Origin of the sequence: Desulfogranum mediterraneum DSM 13871 (assembly GCF_000429965.1) — a bacterium.
GTDB classification, from domain to species: Bacteria; Desulfobacterota; Desulfobulbia; order Desulfobulbales; family Desulfobulbaceae; genus Desulfogranum; species Desulfogranum mediterraneum.
The window spans coordinates 188464-208479 of the sequence record NZ_AUCW01000003.1 but is presented as its reverse complement, the minus strand read 5'-3'; the positions used below and the strand labels follow the sequence as shown (position 1 = coordinate 208479).

Annotated in this window: 15 protein-coding genes; 14 read left to right on the top strand and 1 reads right to left on the bottom strand. The window is 60.8% G+C overall.

Annotated features, from left to right (window positions below):
• Positions 1–2 precede the first annotated feature (2 nt).
• From murC to ftsZ, 5 genes are all read left to right on the top strand, one after another.
• On the top strand, positions 3–1406 hold the full coding sequence (murC, locus tag G494_RS0100915) for a UDP-N-acetylmuramate--L-alanine ligase (RefSeq protein ID WP_028583002.1): 1404 nt from the start codon (positions 3–5) through the stop codon (positions 1404–1406).
• A gap of 8 nt (positions 1407–1414) precedes the next feature.
• Positions 1415–2374 (top strand): UDP-N-acetylmuramate dehydrogenase, encoded by a 960-nt coding sequence (gene murB, locus G494_RS0100910; RefSeq protein WP_051305196.1) that lies wholly within the window; start codon positions 1415–1417, stop codon positions 2372–2374.
• Between the two features lie 108 nt (positions 2375–2482).
• Complete coding sequence (locus tag G494_RS0100905) at positions 2483–3427, top strand: cell division protein FtsQ/DivIB (RefSeq protein ID WP_161629910.1); 945 nt, start codon at positions 2483–2485, stop codon at positions 3425–3427.
• A complete protein-coding gene (ftsA, locus tag G494_RS0100900) occupies positions 3424–4656 on the top strand; it encodes a cell division protein FtsA (RefSeq protein WP_028582999.1) in 1233 nt (410 codons plus the stop codon). The genes G494_RS0100905 and ftsA overlap by 4 nt, the downstream gene beginning before the upstream one ends.
• An 87-nt stretch (positions 4657–4743) precedes the next feature.
• Positions 4744–5958, top strand: coding sequence for a cell division protein FtsZ (gene ftsZ, locus G494_RS0100895; protein ID WP_028582998.1), 1215 nt, complete (start codon positions 4744–4746; stop codon positions 5956–5958).
• On the opposite strand, the gene G494_RS27850 is transcribed toward ftsZ, so the two are convergent.
• Positions 5934–6062, bottom strand: a complete 129-nt coding sequence (locus G494_RS27850; RefSeq protein ID WP_269746539.1) for a hypothetical protein — start codon at positions 6060–6062, stop codon at positions 5934–5936. The genes ftsZ and G494_RS27850 overlap by 25 nt on opposite strands.
• 27 nt (positions 6063–6089) lie before the next feature.
• Between G494_RS27850 and G494_RS0100885 the strand changes: the two genes are divergently transcribed.
• The 9 genes from G494_RS0100885 (at position 6090) to G494_RS0100845 (ending at position 20004) form a co-directional block, all read left to right on the top strand.
• Positions 6090–7844, top strand: coding sequence for a radical SAM protein (locus G494_RS0100885; RefSeq protein ID WP_028582997.1), 1755 nt, complete (start codon positions 6090–6092; stop codon positions 7842–7844).
• Complete coding sequence (locus tag G494_RS0100880) at positions 7753–9309, top strand: sensor histidine kinase (protein ID WP_167331666.1); 1557 nt, start codon at positions 7753–7755, stop codon at positions 9307–9309. Before G494_RS0100885 ends, G494_RS0100880 begins: the two co-directional genes overlap by 92 nt.
• Positions 9306–10382, top strand: coding sequence for a glycosyltransferase family protein (locus G494_RS24945; RefSeq protein ID WP_153305711.1), 1077 nt, complete (start codon positions 9306–9308; stop codon positions 10380–10382). Before G494_RS0100880 ends, G494_RS24945 begins: the two co-directional genes overlap by 4 nt.
• A gap of 330 nt (positions 10383–10712) precedes the next feature.
• Positions 10713–13049 carry a PAS domain-containing sensor histidine kinase gene (locus G494_RS0100870; RefSeq protein ID WP_028582994.1) on the top strand — a complete coding sequence of 779 codons (2337 nt, stop codon included), beginning with the start codon at positions 10713–10715 and terminating at the stop codon, positions 13047–13049.
• Complete coding sequence (locus tag G494_RS21310; RefSeq protein WP_084456236.1) at positions 13028–13636, top strand: response regulator; 609 nt, start codon at positions 13028–13030, stop codon at positions 13634–13636. Before G494_RS0100870 ends, G494_RS21310 begins: the two co-directional genes overlap by 22 nt.
• 207 nt (positions 13637–13843) lie before the next feature.
• Positions 13844–17380 (top strand): hypothetical protein, encoded by a 3537-nt coding sequence (locus G494_RS0100860; protein WP_153305709.1) that lies wholly within the window; start codon positions 13844–13846, stop codon positions 17378–17380.
• A 4-nt stretch (positions 17381–17384) separates the two neighbouring features.
• Positions 17385–17777 carry a fluoride efflux transporter CrcB gene (gene crcB, locus G494_RS0100855; RefSeq protein ID WP_035245023.1) on the top strand — a complete coding sequence of 131 codons (393 nt, stop codon included), beginning with the start codon at positions 17385–17387 and terminating at the stop codon, positions 17775–17777.
• A 2-nt stretch (positions 17778–17779) separates the two neighbouring features.
• The gene (locus G494_RS0100850) at positions 17780–18121 is read left to right on the top strand and encodes a DUF190 domain-containing protein (RefSeq protein WP_028582991.1); all 342 of its coding nucleotides are present in this window, start codon (positions 17780–17782) and stop codon (positions 18119–18121) included.
• A 149-nt stretch (positions 18122–18270) separates the two neighbouring features.
• Complete coding sequence (locus G494_RS0100845; protein ID WP_408608361.1) at positions 18271–20004, top strand: FAD-dependent oxidoreductase; 1734 nt, start codon at positions 18271–18273, stop codon at positions 20002–20004.
• Positions 20005–20016: the final 12 nt, after the last annotated feature.

The window sequence follows — 20016 nt, the reverse complement described above, 5'->3', positions numbered from 1 at the left end:
TCATGTACAGGAAAACCAAGCATATTCATTTTGTCGGCATCGGCGGCATCGGCATGTCCGGCATCGCCGAGCTCCTCCTGAACCTGGGCTACCGGGTCAGTGGTTCGGACCTGCAGTCCACCGAGATCACCCGGCGTCTGGAGTCTCTGGGCGGCATCATTCACCGCGGTCATCAGGCCGCCTGGGTGGCAGGTGCCGACGTGGTGGTCACCTCCACCGCCATTGCCGGGGAAAATCCAGAGGTGGTCCAGGCCAGGGAGGAACATATCCCGGTGATTCCCAGGGCAGAGATGCTGGCCGAGTTGATGCGCCTGAAAAAGTATGGCATCGCCGTTGCCGGCAGCCACGGCAAGACCTCCACCACCTCTCTGCTGGCCTCCATCCTCGGTGAGGCCGGGCTGGACCCCACCGTGGTGGTGGGGGGCAAGGTGGCCCACCTGGGCGGCAGTAATGCCAAGCTGGGTGAGGGGGAGTTTCTGGTGGCTGAGGCGGACGAGAGCGATGGCTCTTTTCTCAAGCTCTCACCGGTGATCGAGGTGGTGACCAATATCGACCTGGAACACCTGGACTATTACCGGGATCTGGACCATATCAAAGAGGTCTTTCTCGAGTTTATCAACCGGCTCCCCTTTTACGGGGCAGCAGTGGTCTGTTTTGACGATGAGAACATTGCCCAGCTCCTGCCCCGGATCCGTAAACGGACCATTACCTACGGCCTGACCGAACAGGCCGATATCTACGCCACCAGGATTGTCAGCCATAACGGTGAGAGTTGCTTCACGGTCCGTCAGCGCGGTCGGGACCTGGGAGAGGTCCGTTTGCGCCGACCGGGACGCCATACCATCTATAACAGTCTGGCAGCCATTGCCGTCGGCCTGGAGCTGGAGATTGACTTTGAGGTCATCGCAGGGGCCCTGGCCGATTTCCAGGGGGTGGAACGACGGCTGGAAGTCAAGGGCGAGGCCAATGGGGTGCTGGTGGTGGATGACTACGGCCATCATCCCACCGAGATCCGGGCCACCCTGGATGCGGTGCGTGAGGCCTGGCCGGAACGACGGCTGGTGGTCGCCTTTCAGCCCCATCGCTACAGTCGGACCCAGGGGCTGTTTAATGACTTTATCACCGCCTTTCACCGGGCAGATGTGTTGATCCTCACCGATATCTATCCTGCCAGCGAGGCGCCCATAGAGGGGGTGAGCTCCCAGGCCCTTCGCGAGGCCATTCGCGAGCATGGCCAGCGTCAGACCTACCTGATCCCGGAGCTGATCACCGATCCCCAGGCCTTGCTCTCCATGGTGGAGCCCAATGATCTGGTGCTGACCCTGGGGGCCGGTAACATTGTCCGTAGCGGTGAGCAGCTTCTGGCACTGCTTGACCCTGTCGACCCTGTCGACTCTGCCGACTAGGAGCCGTGATGATCGCTGAGGAGCGTGCAGCACTGGCCCGGCTCTGTGCCACGGTGCACTGGGATGCGGATATGGGTGCCTACTCGACCTTTCGCACCGGGGGCAGGGTGGATGCCCTGGTGGATGTCCAGGACCTGGAGGAACTCGGCAGCCTCTTGTCCTGGTTGCAGGGCCAGGGGATCAGCTGGCGGCTTATCGGCGGAGGATCCAATATCCTGGTGGCCAGTCCCCGTGTTGAGGGGGTGTTTCTCCGGCTTAAGGGCGGCTTCTGTCAGGCCCGGAAGCTGCCCGATGCGCCGACTGCGTTCGGAACAGGCCTGGTTCGTGCAGGGGCAGGCTGCAGCCTGCCCCGCTTGGTTCGTTGTTGCTCCCTGGAGGGCTTGGGTGGGCTGGAGTGGGCCGTGGGCATACCCGGAACCGTGGGCGGTGCCCTCCGGATGAATGCCGGCGCCTATGGGGGTACCATCAGTCACCAACTCAGCAGGGTGAGTGTAATCGCGCCTGCCGGCAGCGACAGCAACAGTGGGGTCTGGAAGGTGGAGCAACTTGGTGCGGAGCAGATCGATTTTGGTTACCGCTCCAGTCGTTTTCCCGGAGCAGGGCCTGGGGAGCAGCCGGTCATTGTCTCGGCCGACTTCATCCTGGACCAGGCCGAGCCCGAGGATATCCGCAACCGGGAAAAGGAATACAGCCGGCAACGCAGGGCCAGCCAGCCGCAGGGTACGGGATTTTCGGCGGGTTCGTTCTTCAAGAATCCTCCGGGGGAGAGTGCCGGCCGTCTGATCGAGGCCGCCGGCCTGAAGGGGCTGGAGCAGGGCGATGCCCAGGTCTCTTGCTGCCATGCCAACTTTATCGTCAACAGGGGCCAGGCTACCCCCGGAGAGATTATCACCCTGATGAAACGCGTCCAGCAGGGAGTGGCTGACTCTGCTGGAGTTGTCCTGGAACCGGAAGTCGTTATTCTTTAGTGGCCTTTAGTGCCCTGATAATGCGGTGATAGTCGCTGGAGCCTCCCTGGAGCCGAGCAGATCGGCGGCCAGGCTTAAGCGAACAAGAATGGAGGGATGAGCAGAGAGATGGCAGCGTATACCCCAGGATCGTTCTCCTCCCCCCCGGGGCAGCGTAAGGCAAGGGGAAAACTGCTGCGCAGGCTGCGGGCCTGGTGGGCCAGGCGGAGCAGGCAGCGGCGAGGGGATTCCCCCGGGGTACAGGCGGTGGTCAGCGGTTTTCAGCGAGAACTCCGCCTGAAACGGTTTTCCAGGGGGATGGTGACCCTGGTGATCCTGGGCTGCAGCCTGGCAGGGATCTTCTGGCTGCTGAGTTCGGTCCTGATCCACTCCGAGGTCTTTCGGCTCACCGACATCCAGGTGAGCGGTAATCGCATTACCCCGGAGGCCGAGATCCTCGAAGCCGGTGCCCTGGAGAAGGGAAAGAGCCTGCTGCTCCTGGAGCGCGGAGCTGTGGCCGCTCGAATCGCGGCCCTTGCCTGGATCGACCGGGTCACCGTCAAGCGGCAATGGCCCTCCACCATCAGGGTGGTGGTTCGGGAACATCGTCCCCTGGCGCTTATAAATGTTGAAACCGGCCAGGGGAATCAATTATTCTACCTCAACAGGCAGGGAGTGATCTTCACTCCGCTCGGTCAGGGTGAAGATTTTGATTTTCCGGTGATCACCGGGCTCGCCTGGCTCCAGGCTGCTGCGGGTCAGCAGCTGCCCCGGGGCAGCCTGGCGGAATCAGCCATCCTGCTCTTGAAACGCGCAGCCCAGGGGAATGCCATCCTTCCCATCCAGTCTATCTCGGAGATACACCTGGATGAGGAGCAGGGCCTGGTGGTGTACCTGGTGGACCGGCCATTTCCCATTTACTTCGGGACCAGGAACATTCTGACCAAGTACGGTCGGCTGGTGAAGATCATGGAACGGCTTTACCGGAAAAAGAAGATGCAGGGGATCACGGCTATCCGGATGGATTATGCCAAAAATAAGATACTTGTGGCGAGAACAGGTGTGGATAGATGATGGATATGGAAGAGATGGAGAGGCGTGAGCCTGGTGATTTGGTCGCCGGTCTGGATATTGGCACCACCAAGATCATGGCGGTGATAGCCGAGGTCTTCGATGACCGGATCGAGATTGTCGGGGTGGGTACAGCAGCCTCCTCCGGGTTGAAAAACGGGGTGGTGGTCAACATCGAAGCCACGGTCAAGGCGATTCGCCAGGCAGTCAACGATGCCTCGGACATGGCCGGCTGTGACATCCAGACCGTCTATGTGGGGATTGCCGGTAATCACATCAAGGGTTTTAATTCGCCGGGCATCATTGCCGTCAACAATCAGGAGATCAAGGAGAAGGACATCGAGGCCGTCATCCAGGCAGCCCAGACCGTCAAGATCTCCGATAATCAGCAGATCATCCATGTCCTGCCCCAGGAGTACATGGTGGATGACCATACCGGGATTCAGAATCCCCTGGGCATGACCGGGGTACGTCTGGTGACCAACGTCCATATTGTGACTGCAGATGTGACCGCCCTCCATAATCTGGTGACCAGCTGCAATCGTTCTGATCTGGCGGTCTCCGAGATCGTCCTGGAGTCGGTGGCCTCTTCCCATGCGGTTCTGAATAAGGATGAGATGGAGCTCGGGGTGGCCCTCTTGGATATCGGCGGCGGTACCACCGACCTGGCCATCTTCTGTAACGGCACCATCAAGCATACCTGGGAGCTGGCCCTGGGAGGCAACAACCTTACCGGTGATCTGAGCGTGGGGCTGCGGACACCCCTCCAGGAGGCCGAGGAGTTGAAGTATCTCTACGGCGGGGCCCTCTCATCGATGATTAAGGAGAACCAGATCATCGAGGTGCCCACGGTGGGGGATCGTAAACCGCGTAAGGTCTCCCAGCGGGTGATGGTGGAGATCCTGGAGGCGAGGATGGAGGAGATCCTCCAGATGGTCAACAAGAATATCCATGCCTCAGGCTACCGCAACCGGATCAACGCCGGCATCGTCATCACCGGCGGCACGGCGCTCTTGGCCAACATCGTCGAGATGGCGGAGCAGATCTTTGATATGCCGGTGCGGATCGGCTATCCCCACGGCGTGGAGGGCCGGATCGATGACGTCCACTCCCCGCGTTGTACCACCGGAGTGGGCCTGGTGCTCTATGGCAGCAGGGCCACTCCCTATGCCCCCAAGGAGCACGGCGGGGTTGTGAGCAAGTTGAAAAATTGGATGAAAAATATCCTATGAATTACCAGAAAATACCTTTGGCCTGGGATCGATTGATGGTATATTCCGGCCGAGAAGATTAAGGAATATTGTTCTTGGGAGATGAGCATGCCGTTTAGAATGGCTGAAGAAGAGTCTGTTGCTGTAATCAAGGTGATCGGTGTCGGTGGTGGTGGCGGTAATGCCATCAATACCATGGTGGAAAATCGACTGGCAGGTGTCGAGTTTATTGTTGCCAATACCGACATGCAGGCCCTGGAGAAATCGCGCGCCGATATCCGTTTGCAGCTTGGCCCCGGGATTACCAAGGGGATGGGAGCCGGAGCCGACCCGGAGATGGGCAAGGAGTCTGCCCAGGAGAGCTACGATGACCTTCAGCGTGCCCTGGGTGGCGCGGATATGGTCTTTATCACCGCCGGCCTCGGCGGGGGTACCGGTACCGGTGCTGCTCCTGAAATTGCCAAGTTGAGCAAGGAGGCGGGTGCCCTGACCGTGGCCGTGGTGACCAAGCCCTTCTACTTTGAAGCCAAGAAACGGATGCGGAACGCCGAGACAGGCTGGGAACGACTCAAGGAGTATGCCGATACCATCATCACCGTGCCCAACGACCGTCTGCTGGGCTTGATGAACAAGAACTCCACCCTGGTGGACATGATGAAGATGGTGGATAATGTCCTGCTCCAGGCGGTCAAGGGCATCACCGATCTGATCAACCTGCCGGGACATATCAATGTCGACTTTGCCGACTTGAAGACCGTGATGAAGGAGGTCGGACCGGCCATCATGGGCTCTGGAGCTGCGGTGGGCGAAAACCGGGCCAGCGAGGCGGCCAAGCGGGCCATCGATAACCAGCTCCTGGAGGATGTGGGCATCGATGGCGCCCGCGGCATCCTGATTAATATCTCGGCCGCCCAGGAGACCCTGACCATGAATGAGTTCATGGAGGCCTCGGCCCTGATCCAGGAAAAGGCCCACGACGATGCCAATATCATCATCGGTGCCCTCTTTGACGAATCCCTGGGCGAGGAGCTCCGGGTTACGGTGATAGCCACCGGCATCTCCAGCATCGACGAGTCAGAGACCATCTCCCAGCTGGAGGTGGTTCGTAACCGTCAGCCCCAGCAGACCGGCAGTCAGTCCAGCCGTTCGTCCCAGAGCACGCCGACCGAGGAGAAGGTCTCCAGCGTGGATACCAGTTCCTATACCGAGGCTAAGCCCAATCGACTGCCCAAGGGACTCTCCTCCATGCCGCGGCCGATCTTTGATGATCATGAGCATAATGATTACGAAGAGCCGGCCTATCTGCGCAAGAAGGCCAACTGAGCCGGCCGCTCTGCCAACCATACCAGGTCCAGCCGGAGGTGGTTCATCTCCGGCCCGCAGGCCTGGGGCACCGTATCCCGGTTCAGGCCTGCTCCGGTTGCCATGTTGTTAATCTTTAAGCTGAAAGTTATTTGCATCCTTCCCTGATTTCAGAAATCGGTACCATCCACAAGAAGTGGACCAATCGATTGCCTGTTGCCCTGCTCTATCCCAACACCTATCCTGTTGCTGTCTCCAATCTGGGGTTTCAGCTCATCTACAGCCTGCTCAACGGTATCCCCGGGATCGTCTGTGAACGCTTTGTCTATCCTGCCCAGGGTGAAGCCATGCGCTCGCTGGAGTCCGGGCGCGCCCTCCAGGATTTTTCCCTGGTCTGCGGCTCGGTCAGCTTTGAGGAGGATTTTCCCCGGCTGGTGGGGATGCTGGCTGCCGGCCGGGTGGAGCCCTACAGCACGGACCGGTCGGATCTTGTCCGGCCGGGCAGCCCCCTGGTCATCCTGGGGGGGGTGGGAGTCTTCATGAACCCGGAGCCCCTGGCACCCTTTGCCGATATCATGGCCATCGGCGAGGGGGAGGGGATCCTGCCCGCGCTGATGGGCCTGCTCCGGGCCGGGTTGGGCTTGAGCCGCCGGGAGTTGCTCTTTAAGGCGGCCGTCGAACTGGCCGGCTGCTACGTCCCCTCCCTCTATCAGGTGGAGTATGATGCGCTGGGGCGGGTCAGCCGGCAGGAGCCCACGGAGACCCGGGTACCGTCTCGGGTGAGAAAGGTGGTGGCGCCTGCGGAATCTTCGGCAGCTCATTCCCAGCTGCTCTCCGAGGAGGCCGAGTTGGGGATGTACATGGTGGAACTGGGTCGGGGCTGCAGCCGGGGCTGTCGCTTCTGTGCCGCCGGCTATATCTACCGTCCTCCGCGCCTCTGGAACGGCCAGGGGATCGTCGAGGCCCTGGCCCAGCGTCCCCCTGGGGTCGGCCGGATAGGTCTGTTGGGGATGGAGATGGCGCCGGCTGCCACCCTGGATCAGATCGCCGCCTATCTGGAGGAACACCACTGCTCTCTCTCCTTCTCCTCCCTCCGGGCCGACCATATTTCAGAGCGGCTCCTCTCCCTCTTGGCCGCATCCAACCTGAAGAGCGTGGCCATTGCTCCGGACGGCAGTTCAGAGCGTCTGCGTCGACTGATCAACAAGGGGCTCAGCAGTGCGGACCTGCTCTCGGCAGCCGAGCGGCTGACCGAGGCGGGCATCTTCCATCTCAAGCTCTACATCATGATCGGCCTGCCCACAGAAACGGACCAGGACCTGGAAGAGCTGGTGGAGCTGGTCCAGCTGGTCCACCAACGGATTCGGGTCATCGGCAGGAGACGGGGGCGCCTGACCGAGTTGAGCCTCTCGGTGAACTCCTTTGTCCCCAAGCCCTGGACGCCGTTCCAGTACTGCTCCTACGGCGGCCTGGATAACCAGGCGGCCTGCAGTGAGCAGTCCGCCACCAAGGCAACCCTGGCGCTCAAACAGAAAATAAAGTATCTTCGTAAGGCTTTGGCCAGGGTACCTAACCTGCGGATCAAGGTCGATCGTCCTGAACGGATTCTCCACCAGGCCGTCTATTCCAGGGGGGACCGCAGACTCGCCCCCCTGCTGCTGGAGCTTGGGACCGGTCGGGCCACCTTTAAACAGGCCCTGAAGAAGTATCGACTCAGCAGCTGGCAGTATGCGGTCCGTCCCAGAACCGCCGGCGAGCGGATGTGCTGGGATATCGTTGACCATGGCCTCTCCACCGGATATCTCTGGAAAGAATATGAGAAAGCATTGGCTGAAAAATTCACGTCGCCATGTGACACGGCTCTCTGCCGTCGCTGCGGCATTTGCGGCGAAGATTCCCAGCCCTGACCTGCGCCGTCTGGGGCACTTCCTCAGACACGGCTGGCAGGTTGAGGGGCTCCTGCCCTTTGAACTGGTCAAGTATTTTGCCTTCATGGCCCTCCTGGCCATGCTGGTCAGTTCCCTGCTCCTCTCCTGGATGATCTCCAATAATGCCAAAAATGTGCTCCTCCAGCGCAGTGAGGCCTACTCCCAGCTCTTTGCCGATAACCTCAACCGTCAGGTCTTTCTCCAGTTCGTCCTGCCCACGGTGGTTCGATATGGCCGCATTGCCCTCTCGGAGAAGAAGCAGTACGAGCGGCTGGATCAGATCGTCCGCAATATCACCCGGGGGATGCGAATCGAGTCGGTGACCATCTTTGATTCCAGGGAAAACCGGATCAGTTACTCCACCAGGGCGGAGCTGATGGGCAAACGTAATATGGGCGGTCTGGAGTATCAGAAGGCCCTGAACGGGGAAAATACCACCATCCTGATTTCCGGAGGTTCGCTCTTCAGCCTCCTGCCCGGGATGCCTGAGGTCTTCTGTACCCTGAAAACCTATGTTCCCTTTCGCCAGGAAGATCACCTGGGCAAGCGTACCGGGGAGATCATGGGGGTGGTGGAGGTCACCCAGAACCTGGCCGACGACCTCCAGGCCATCGTTGCCCTCCAGGCCAGGATCATCGTGGTTTCCCTCTGTATCATGGCCATCCTCTTTGCCATCCTCAGCCTGATCGTGGTCAAGGCCAACCGGATCATGGCCAGGCGGGCCAAGGAGCGGTTGGCCCTGGAGGAACAACTCAACAAGTCCCAGCGGCTGGCCTCCCTGGGCAAGATGGTGGCCGCGGTCTCCCACGAGATCAAGAATCCCCTGGGGATTGTCCGTTCCACGGCCGAGATCCTGAAAAAGCGGATCTCCCAGGTCGCCCCGGGCAACGAGCATCTGGCCGGGATCATCGTCGAGGAGACCACCCGTCTGGATACCATTGTCCGTGAGTTCCTTGATTTTGCCCGACCCAGGGAGGCGGCCATGACCAGTGAATCACTCAATACCGTTGCCGAGCGGGTGGTCCGTTTCATGGAACCGGAGTTCGCCGGCAAGGGGATTATCCTGGAGCTGGCCCTGAATCCGCGGCTGCCCACGGTCTTCATGGACAGCGAGCAGATCTACCAGGTCGTCTTCAACGTGGTCTTTAACGGGGTGCAGGCCATGCCCGAAGGCGGTACCCTGGGCCTGAGCACGGGCTTGAGTGCTGCCCAGGACCAGGTGATCCTGGAGGTCGAGGACAGCGGGGTCGGCATGGAGGCGGATAAGCTGGAGCAGATCTTTACCCCCTTCTATACCGACAAGAACCGCGGCACCGGCCTGGGCCTGGCCATTGCCAGGAGCATCATGGAAAAGCACCAGGGACGGATCCTGGTCGAGAGTCGTCCGGGTCAGGGCAGCAGGTTTCAGATCCTCTTGCCGGTCAAGAAACTGGGCCAGCAGTGAAACCATTGCAGGTCGGCTGCTGCATCACCCCCCATGGCTTTGGTCATGCCGCCCGGGCCGCAGCGGTGATGCAGGCCCTCCACCGCCGCCTGGCAGTGGAGTTTCTGGTGGTCACCAGTGTACCGCCCTGGTTCTTCCCTGCTGAACTGCGCCCGATTACCACCTTTTATCCCCTGGAGACCGACATCGGTCTGGTCCAGCACTCCTCTCTGGAGCATGACCTGGAGGCCACCCTTGGGGCCCTGGCCACCATCTATCCGCTCCGGGATGCGCTGGTGGAGGAGCTGGCACCCCTGTTCAGGGACTGCCAGTGGTTGCTCTCTGATATCGCTCCCCTGGGGATTGCCCTCGCCCGCAGGGCCGGGATTGTCTCTGTGCTGGTGGAGAACTTTACCTGGGATTGGATCTACGGAGCTTACCTGGAGTCTTTTCCCCGGCTGGGGCCCTATATTCAGCTGCTCGGCGAACTCTACCAGCAGGTGGATTACCGTATCCAGGCCAGCCCGGTCTGCCTGGAACATCCCTGTGCGCTTCGGGTCAACCCCATTGCCCGTCAGTTCGGGGACAGGGGAACTGCCTACCGGGAGCGTTTTGTCCCGGAGGGCAGAAAACTGGTGCTCATCACCATGGGAGGACACCAGGGCGATGCGCTTGCCCTAGGGCCCCTGGTCGCAGAGCGCGATTGTTTTTTCCTGTTGCCGGCAAGCAATTCCCAGGGGCAAGTCCATGACAATATCGGTTATTTCCAGCCCCGCTCCTCCCTCTATCATCCAGACCTGGTGGCTGCCGCAGATGTGGTGATCGGCAAGGTCGGCTATTCGACCATGGCCGAGGTCCTCCAGGCCGGGGTCGCCTATGGCTATCTGACCAGACCGGATTTTCCCGAAAGCGCCTCCATGGAGGCCTTCATAGGGCAGCATATCCCCTCCCGGCTCCTCTCCAGGCAGGCTCTGGTCTCGGGAAGCTGGCTGGAGGTCCTGCCGGAGCTGATTGCGTCTTCAGGCAGCCTCGATGGGCGGTTGAGGGCCGACGGTGCCGATCAGGTCGCGGACTTCCTCCTCGGGCTCAGTTGAGCCTGCCGGCCTGGTCCTTTCCAGGGGCCGGTCAAGAGTGAGCGCTCCCTATGTGACCTTTTTTCGCTTCCGCCTGCTTGTGCCCACCCTTGGAGGAGACGGCTGCCGTGATCGGCATCTGCTTCGTCCGGGCCTGGCTCTGGCCCGGAGCCTTGCTTTGCCCTGTTCTGATTTTTCTTGTCTTGTCCCTGTGTCAGAGCTACTATGTCCTCGATTTTACTACAACGTCTTGACGTTTTCGGTACGCTTTCTATGCCCCGGACCGAGGGCTGCAGCGAAAGAGTCCAGTCAGGACAATCCCTCCATGGTGTGTAAAGAGGCCCTGTTGCCATGAATGATCTCTCCATTGAACGGATGTTTCGCCTGCTTGCCAACAACTCTCCTGACCTGCTCTGGGCAAAGGATCTGCAGGGACGCTACCTCTTTGTCAACCGTGCCATCTGTGAGACCCTCCTTATTGCCGAGGATCTGGCAGAGCCCATCGGTAAAACCGATCTCTTCTTTGCCGAGCGACAGCGTCGCCTCCACCCGGCAGATCCCAGCTGGCACACCTTTGGCGAATTATGTGTCGATTCTGATCAGCTTATATTGAAAGAGCGGGTAGGCAGGCGATTTGATGAGTTCGGCAACGTCCGGGGCGAGTTTCTCTATCTGGATGTCTATAAATCACCGCTGTTTGATGAAGAGGAGAGGATGATCGGGGTGGTGGGCAGCGGTCGGATTGTCACCCATGAGCGGCGATGTCAGGCGCGGTTGCGTCGCAGTGAGGCCCAGTTCAGGTCCTTTGCCGAGTCCTCAGCCAATCTTTTTTTTCGCTTGGATACCGGAGGCCATCTTACCTATCTCTCGCCGGCCAGCAGGACCATGCTCGGATTCAAGCGACCTCAATGGCAGGGACAATATTACCTTGACCGAGTCGTTCCCGAGGACCACGGCCTGGTTCAGCAGGCCTTCCGGGAACTGCTCGACGGTAAGGCCCAGGAGAACTTCATCTTTCAGATGCGTACCCACGACCGTGGTTCTGCCTGGATGGAGGTGCATGCAACCCCCTACCTCACGGAGAACGGGATTGGTGGTGTCCAGGGGATTATCCGGGATGTCTCCGAATACAAACGCAATGAGGAGGAACTGCGCCTCTTTAATCAACGTTTGTCCCGGACCGTTGAGTTGCGGACCAGGGAACTGGTGGAGAATACCCAGGTGCTGCAGAGCGTGCTCAACAGCACCGCTGCCGGGATCGCCTTGATCAATAAGGGCCGGTTCAGCTATGTCAACGATACCATGGTGGACCTCACCGGCTATCAGGTTGAAGAGTTGATCGGCCGGCCATGGGAGATGATTCTCGCTCACGAGGGGGCAGCGGATCAGGGGGGGGCTCTGCAGCAGCTGGAACAGTCGCTCAACCAGACCGTTGAGCTGCAGTGGCTCTGCAAGGACGGCTGCTCCAGAGACGTCCTCTTCAGTGGCCAGCCGCTTCGCGCCGAAGAGCCGACCCTGGACAACATCTCTTTTACCGCCTTTGATATCAGTGCTCAGAAAAAGGCCCAGCAACGGGCGGTGGAGGCCTGCAATGAACTGGACCAGATTTTTAACATGGCCTTTCCGCTCTGTCTGCTCAGCACCGATTGCCGGGTGACCCGGGTGAACCGGGCTTTTTGCAGCTACTTTGACCTGAGCGCAGAGGAGGCGATGGGCAAGAGCGGGGCCGAACTCTGGCTCTGCGATCAGTGTGATACCGCCCTCTGTCCCATCACCCGCCTGGCCGGAGGTTTTGAGCAGATCACCGATGAGGTTGACCGGGTGATCAACTCCAGGCGCATGGTCTGTTCCCTCCATATCGTGCCCTATGTCGGGGCCGCAGGGGAGCAGAAGGGGATTTTGGTGCTCTTTAGTGACCGGTTGGAACAGAAAAAGATCCAGGAGGACCTCAACCACACCCAGCAACAACTGATTCAGGCGGAAAAGCTCAGTGCCATAGGCTCCCTGACCGCCTCCATCGCCCATGAGTTCAACAACCCCATCTGCGGGATCAAAAATGTCCTTCAGCGGATGAGCCGCAAGACCAGCATGGCCAAACAGGAGAGCCTCCTGGTCCGGCTGGCCCTGGAAGAGTGCAGCCGGATGGAGAAGGTGGTCCGGGACCTTCATGATTTCAACCTTCCCTCCAGGGAGGAGCAGCTTGCCTTTGATCTCCACCGCTGCCTGGACAGTGTGGTTCGTTTTGTCCAGAAGTACTTCCGGCACCGCAGGGTCGACCTGATTCAGGGCTACGGCGGCGAGCTCTGGATCGATGGGGCCGAAGCCCAGCTGAAGCAGGTCTTCCTGAGCCTGCTCCGGCACCGGATGGAGCGGCTGCCCGCAGAGGGAGGGGACCTTGTCCTGACCACTGCCAGAGATCGGGACTACCTCCGGGTCATGCTGGCCGATGACGGCCAGGTGCTCAGCCCCAAGGAGGTGGAGCACCAGTTTGACCCGCTCTATCTGAGCCAGACAGAGCAGGGGGGCATGCTCACTGGCCTGGCTGTGCCCCGGACCATCGTCAGAAACCATGGCGGGGATATCCAGGTCTGCTCGATATCAGGACAGGGAACCAGGATAACGGTGATCCTGCCCTACAGGGAAAAGAGGGTAAGCAGGAGGCAAGCGTGCAGCAACATACCATACTAGTGGTTGATGATGAAGCCCTGATCCGTCACTCCCTGGAGCAGGATCTGATCGATCAGGGTTACAGGGTAAGCACCGCAGAGAGTGGTGAGGCGGCCCTGGAGCTGTTGGAGGGGCAGAGCTTTGGTCTGATCATCACCGACTTGATCATGGACAGGGTGAGCGGCCTGGAGCTGTTGGAGCGGGTCAAACAGCGTGATCCGGACCAGGCGGTCTTCATCCTCACCGGCTACGGTCGTCTGGAATCCGCCATCGCTGCCCTCCGCCTGGGGGCAAGCGATTACCTGCTCAAACCCTATAACTACGATGAGATGATTCTCCGGGTGGGCCGCTGCTTTACCCACCAGGAGATGGCAGCCACCCTGCGGCTCTATGAAAACCTGCTCTCCATCTGCAGCGAATGCAAAAAGATCCGTGATGATCAGCCGGGAGAGGAGAAGGGCGACCAGTGGATCTCCATGGAGCAGTTTCTCAGAAAGGCCACGGGCAACGAACTCAGTCACGGAATCTGTCCCGACTGTTACCGCAGGAAAATGGCAGAGCTCGAGCTGTGGATCAAGAACGACCGGCTTCGAGCTGGAAGACGCTAGTTCTTTTTTGCTTGTCTCAAGGGGCCGAGGTCTTATTCTTTCCATATACCAAATAGTTGTAGCGTCGTTCCCGGCTCTGCTCCCCTGAGGCTCTTCAGGGGGCGGCTTTGCCTGTTTTTAGCCGAAAACACCATTGACAACCGGTTTGTTTCGCGGCAAGGTGCGGGAATCGTTTTATCGACCCACTGAGGGGAGAGGAGAGTGGAGGTGATGGAAACCACCGGGAAAAAGATATGGCCGTGGTCTGTGCTCGGGGTGCTGACGCTGGGACTTGCCCTGCTCGTCTCCCTGCCTCTCTGGCTCTTTTCCCCACCGGTTCTGGAGCCGCTGCTCAACCATCTGGAAAAAAGGATCGGCGCAGAACTTGCGGTGGGGTCCTGTACAGCCGACTGGCTGGGCGCGATCCGGTGTCGAGATGTCCGTTATCTGGATCAGGACCAGGGGATCTCGCTCAAGGTCAGTCGGCTCGGGCTGGACAAGGGGTTGGGCCAACTCCTGCTGGCTCCAGGCAATCTGGGCGAGTTGGAACTCGATTCCCCGCTGCTGACCATCGATCTGCACGCCAGCCCTCCTGCCCTCCCTGGCAGCTCTGTCGATCAGAGTCCCCTCCCTGCCCCTGTCAGGCCGCCTTCCAGCCCGAAACCGGACCCTGCCCTTGGGGCCGCTGGAAGCGAAAAACCGATCTGGGAAAAGCTGATCGGTCGTTTGCGGCTCAGCCATGGCAGGGTGCAACTCCGCGGCCTTGCCGCTGAACCCCTGGTTCTGGCAGAGCAGCTGGAATTATCGGCGCGACTGGAGCAGGGGAGCGTGCGCTACGAGCTTGCCCTTGACCACAATCGCTCCGGAGAACAGCCGGGCCGGCTGCAGGCCCAGGGTTTCTTTAACCTGCCGATCCGCAACCAGGCCATCTGGCCTTCGCTGGTCTCCGGCACAGAGCTTTCGCTTACACAGCTGGAGCTGGGCGCGTTCCTGCCCCTGGCCCGGCGTTTTCTCCGGGATCCCTCCCTCCTGCCCCAGGGATCAGGGATCCTGGATGGTCAGTGGCAGATCACCACCTCCGGCCTGGCCAACAGCAGGGTCCAGGGCCAGGCCACCATCAGGGACCTGGCCCTGAGCGGCGGCCTCCTGGGGGATGATCATCCCCGTCTTGACCAGGTGGAGATCCTCCTGGACGGCGGACACAGCAGGGAACAGGGCTGGCAGGTCCCGGAGTTTCGATTGGAGTCCGACCTGATCACCCTGAAGGGGGAGGCCTTCTTTAACCGGGAGCAGCGGCGTGCCCAGGCAGGGGGGACCCTGCGGCTGGATCGTCTCTTCACCCTCTTCCCGCAGAGGTTGCGGATGCGGGGCGGGACCAGGGTGAGCGAAGGGGAGCTCAGCTTTGTCGCTGAACTGGATCGGATGGATGGGGTCACCCGCTTCAAAGGGGCCTGTCGGGCCGGGACGCTCCAGGCCGAATATGGAGAGAAGAGCCTCCGCTGGGACAAGCCCCTGGATGGTCTGATTCAGCTCAGCGAAGAACAGGGCCGTTATAGCGTGACCGCCCTGGAACTCTCCACCCCCTTTCTCTCTCTGAGCGGGAGCGGCAGTGCGGATAACTTTGCGCTTAGGGCCAGCGCAGACCTTAAGCAGGCCGTGGCAGAGTTGCAGCCTTTTCTGGACGTTCACCTGGATACAGAGGGAAAGCTGCACTTCAGCGCTTCCTCCACCATCCAGGAGGACGAGCGCTATCTGCTGGACTCTCGAGTCACCATCGATGACTTTGCCCTGGAGCTTGCGGGCAAGCCGATTATCCCTGCCCACCGGCTGAAGCTCTCCGCCCAGGGACAGGCACCCCTGTCCTGGCTTAAGGGCCAGGGCCAGGCCCAGCTGGATATCCGGACAGCGACCTGGCTTGGGGAGAGCCGGCTGCGCAGCTCTGGCTTGGAGCGTTCAGGGGGAGCCGACCACGGCCTCCGGGGCAGCTATGACCTCTCGGCCTCGCTTGCGCTGGAACCGCTGGCGGCTCTGCTCAACCAGTTGGAGCTCTTTACCGTGCCCCTGGCTGCTCAAGGGCAGGCCCGGTGGCAGAGTTTCGGCCGGCTGGATGCAGCGGTCCTGGAGGTGGGCGGTCTGGACCTGGTCATCGATGAGTTCGGGCTTGAGTATGGCCAGATCAGCTATCATGACCCCCGGGTCCGTTGGCAACTGGAGGGAGGCCTTGCCAAGGGGGCCGACAGAGCCGTGACAGTCAAGCCCCTGGAGATCTACGACCATCGCCATGCCTACCAACCGCCGGTGGAGGCTTGGGCAAGGGTCGACTTCCAGGAGCATGGGCTGCTCCTGCCCCGATTTTCTCTGGATTCAGGCATTGTCGAGCTGAGCGAGGCCTCCCTCAGCCTCCGGGACTGGCAGAGCCTGGAAAAGGGGGTGGAGGCGGGCTTTGTCGCCGGTTTCAAGCTGGAGAGTCTGGCTGAGGTGCTCCACCAGCTGGAGCGGCTGCCCAGAGAGGTTGCCCTGGCAGGAGAGGCCAGCCTGGTCGGCCGGCTGGAACAGACGGCAGAGCAGCTCTCCCTGGATCTTGAGGCTACAAGCAGTGATCTGAACCTGGATCTTGGCCAGGAGTCGCTGCTTCGAGCTCAGCCGCTGGCGCTTGCCATCCAGCTCCGCCATGAACCCGGCTCCATGGTGAGCGCCATACCCAGCTTCCGGCTGCAATCAGGGTTGCTCAACGCCGAGGGCAGCGCCACCCTCAGAGGGGGCGATCAGGCAGCGCTTGAGCTTGCAGCTACCCTTATTCCCGAATTTCCGGCCCTGGCTGGTCTGCTGGCGCAACTCAGCAACCGGGAGCTCAGCCTCCAGGGACGGCAGCGCCAGACCTTGAGGCTGAGCCTGCCCTTGACCCCGGCCCGTTCTGCAGGGCTGCCTGCCCTGGACCTCTCCTACGGCGGCGGTGTCGAGGCTGCGGCCTTCCAGGGGATCGATATCCGTGACCTGGGCCTGGCTGCTGAGCTGAAAGAGGGCAGGGGCTATCTGGAGCTTGCGGCAGCCATGAATCAGGGCCGGCTGGCCTTCAGACCGGAACTTGATCTGGCGGCCGTAGGGACTCCGGGGGCCCTGTTCCTGCCTGAGCCTGGCCAACTCCTCAGCGAGGTTCAACTCCAGGAACCCCTGATGAGGGGGCTGCTGGCTAAGGTGCATCCCCTCTTCGGGGTGCTGGTTCAGCCGGCAGGAGTGCTCAGCATGCGGGCCGAGGCCCTGTCCTGGGACCTGCAGGCTGCCCGCAGCGCGGCCTTTACCACCACCCTGGATCTGAGCAAGGTCTCGCTGAGCCGCAACGGCCTGCTGGAGGAGATTCTCGGCCTGCTCCAGGCCGGCCAGGAACCCCTGGAGCTCAAGGATAGCGAGATCAGCTGCCAGGGGGATCAGGGGAGGATCCGCTGTTCTCCTGTCCATCTGCTGGTGGGAGAGACGGAAATGACCCTGAGTGGCTCTGTGGGCTATGACGGCTCCCTGGATTACCTCCTTCAGCTCCCCTTGAGCGAGGCTCTGATCGGCAGGGAAGGGTATCGGGTGATCGGCGGGATGGTCCTGGAGATCCCGCTCCAGGGTACGGTGGACGCTCCCCTCTACAGTCGGGAAAAGATCAGTCAGGCCCTGGCAAGGGCGCTGGAACAGGCGGCTGTCAGGGCCGTTGAAAAACAACTTGAGCAGCAACTGGACAAGGCCCTGCCCGGCCTGTTTGAGAGTATCTTTGGAAGGTGAGTCGATGGATCTACTGATGCGCCTGGCCATCATCGGTTGTGGTGGCTTCTGCGGAGCTGTGCTCCGCTATCTGGTCAGCGGCTGGATCCAGCAGCGATCCAGCCTGCTGTTTTTTCCCCTGGGGACCATGGGCGTCAACCTCCTGGGTTGTTTTTTTATCGGCCTGTTGACCATGCTGGTGGAGAGCAGGTCGATGTTTTCCGTTGAACTGCGCAGCTTCCTGCTCATCGGGCTGCTGGGCTCATTCACCACCTTCTCCACCTTTGGCAACGAGACCCTGATGCTGATCAGGGAGGGGCGGCTGGATCTTGCCGCGGTCAACGGTTCGGTCCAGGTGGTGGTGGGCCTGGGCATGGTCTGGTGCGGTCGGATCGTGGCCGCCGGAATCTGGAGGTAGGGATGAAGTTACCGGAAAAGGGGTGTCAGCTGCGGATCATCATCGGCGAGGCCCGGCGTTATCAGGGAAAACCGCTCTATGAATGGATCGTGCTCCAGGCCAGATCCATGGGGGTTGCCGGTGCCACGGTGTTTCGTGGCATGATGGGCTACGGCGCCAACTCGCGGATCAAGACCTCCTCGATCCTCCGCCTCTCCGAAGACCTGCCGGTGATCATCGAACTGGTGGATACCCGGGAGGTCCTGGAAGAGCTGCTGGATCAGCTGGATTCCGTGCTCAGCGGCGGTCTGGTCACCATGGAAGAGCTGCGGATTCGGATGTATCGTCCTCCCGGCGAGCGCTGAGTCCCCGGAACGATTCCGGGTCGTGGTCCACGGCCCGGAGCCGATGAAAATTTTCTTGTGAGCCTGCTGCGGCACACGCCGATCCCCTGTCTTGGAACCGGCTGCCGCAGTCGTCGGTTCACGGGATCTATTCGATAAAACTAAGGAGAATGATTGTGGAAAAGAAGATAGTGATTGTCGGGGCGGTTGCTGCCGGCCCCAAGGCTGCCTGCCGTTTGAAACGGCTTCAACCCGACTGGGACATTACCCTGGTGGATCAGGACAGCCTGATCTCCTATGGCGGCTGCGGGATCCCCTACTATGTCAGCGGAGATGTCTCCGACGAGAGCGAGTTGCGTGCCACCAGCTTCCATGTGGTCCGGGATGAGAAGTTCTTTCAGGAGGCCAAGGGGATCAAGGTCCAGACCAGGACCAGGGCCATCTCCATCGACCGTCAGCGCAAGGTGGTTCAGGTGGAACGGCTGGAGAGCGGCCAGGAAGAAGAACTGCCCTACGATAAACTGATCCTGGCCACCGGGGCCAAGCCCTTTGCCCTGCCCATCCCCGGTGTTGAGCTGGACGGGGTCTTTACCATCGCCAACCTGCACAAGGCCATCGAGATCCGCAAGCGCATCGCCCAGGGGAAGGTGAGTAATGCCGTGGTCATCGGCGGCGGGGCCATCGGGATCGAGATGGCAGAGGCGCTCAAGGATCTCTGGGGTGTGGAGACCTCCCTGGTCGAACTGGAACCCCAACTCCTGCCCTGCATCGTTGACTGGCCCTTTGCCGCCATGTTGAAGAATCATCTCCAGGAGAACGGGGTCCAGGTCTTTACCGGTGAATCCGCCACCGAGATCCTGGCCAACGCAGAGGGCAAGGTGTGCGGCGTCAAGACCGGGATGCGCACCTTGGAGGCGGACCTGGTGATCGTGGCCGTGGGCGTTCGGCCCCGCAGTGAACTGGCCAGGGAGGCAGGACTTTCGGTCGCCCCCTGGGGCGGGATCAGGGTCAACCAGCGGCTGCAGACCTCGGACCCGGACATCTATGCCGCCGGCGACTGTGTGGCCTCCACCTCTGTGGTCACCGGCCGGGAAACCTACGCTCCCTTAGGCTCCCTGGCCAACCGGGAAGGCCGGGCCCTTGCCGATAACCTGGCAGGGATCCCCACCCGCTTCAAGGGCGTCTGCGGCTCCTTTATCATGAAGGCCTTTGAGCGCTGCATCGCCACCACCGGCATCAGCTATGAGGCGGCCCTGGCCGAGGGCTACGATGCCGACTATGCCCTGACCTCGCCGCCTGATCGGGCCCACTTCTTTCCCAACCAGTCGGTGGTGATCCTCCAGCTGGTCTTTGATCGCAGGACCAGGCGGGTTCTGGGGGTCCAGGGCTTTGGGATGATGAACGACTCCCTCTCTGCCCGAATCGATACCGCCGCAGGCCTGATCGCTGCCGGGGCGACCATCGAGGACTTCAGTGACGTGGAGATGGCCTATGCGCCGCCCTTTTCCTCGGCCATTGACTCCATCAACGCCGTGGCCTATGTGGCCGAGAACCTCTGTGACGGCCGGATGCGCCAGCTCGACCTGGATCGTTTCTTGGCCTGGATGGAGGACATGTCCAGCCAACCCGACTGGCTGGCCCTGGATATCCGTCATCCCCTGGAGGCGGAACCCTATGTGGAGCGCTATGGCAGGGAGAAGTGGTTGGCGGTGCAGTACGAGCAGATGCGGGAACGCTACCAGGAGATTCCGGAGGGCAAGACCTGTATTATTCTCTGTAATGCAGGGACCCGCTCCTATGAAGTGCAGGTCTTTCTTGACCATCTCGGTAAATCGGATAGCATGGTCTTAGGCGGAGGCCTCAATGTGGTCAGTCGGCTGGAACCTGACTGGTACATCAAGTAGTTCCTCCACCGT

Coding starts and splice junctions, on each gene's coding strand:
- murC (WP_028583002.1), top strand. CDS start 3: ATGTACAGGAAAACCAAGCATATTCATTTTGTCGGCATCGGCGGCATC.
- murB (WP_051305196.1), top strand. CDS start 1,415: ATGATCGCTGAGGAGCGTGCAGCACTGGCCCGGCTCTGTGCCACGGTG.
- G494_RS0100905 (WP_161629910.1), top strand. CDS start 2,483: ATGGCAGCGTATACCCCAGGATCGTTCTCCTCCCCCCCGGGGCAGCGT.
- ftsA (WP_028582999.1), top strand. CDS start 3,424: ATGATGGATATGGAAGAGATGGAGAGGCGTGAGCCTGGTGATTTGGTC.
- ftsZ (WP_028582998.1), top strand. CDS start 4,744: ATGCCGTTTAGAATGGCTGAAGAAGAGTCTGTTGCTGTAATCAAGGTG.
- G494_RS27850 (WP_269746539.1), bottom strand. CDS start 6,062: ATGGCAACCGGAGCAGGCCTGAACCGGGATACGGTGCCCCAGGCCTGC.
- G494_RS0100880 (WP_167331666.1), top strand. CDS start 7,753: ATGAGAAAGCATTGGCTGAAAAATTCACGTCGCCATGTGACACGGCTC.
- G494_RS0100870 (WP_028582994.1), top strand. CDS start 10,713: ATGAATGATCTCTCCATTGAACGGATGTTTCGCCTGCTTGCCAACAAC.
- crcB (WP_035245023.1), top strand. CDS start 17,385: ATGGATCTACTGATGCGCCTGGCCATCATCGGTTGTGGTGGCTTCTGC.
- G494_RS0100850 (WP_028582991.1), top strand. CDS start 17,780: ATGAAGTTACCGGAAAAGGGGTGTCAGCTGCGGATCATCATCGGCGAG.
- G494_RS0100845 (WP_408608361.1), top strand. CDS start 18,271: ATGATTGTGGAAAAGAAGATAGTGATTGTCGGGGCGGTTGCTGCCGGC.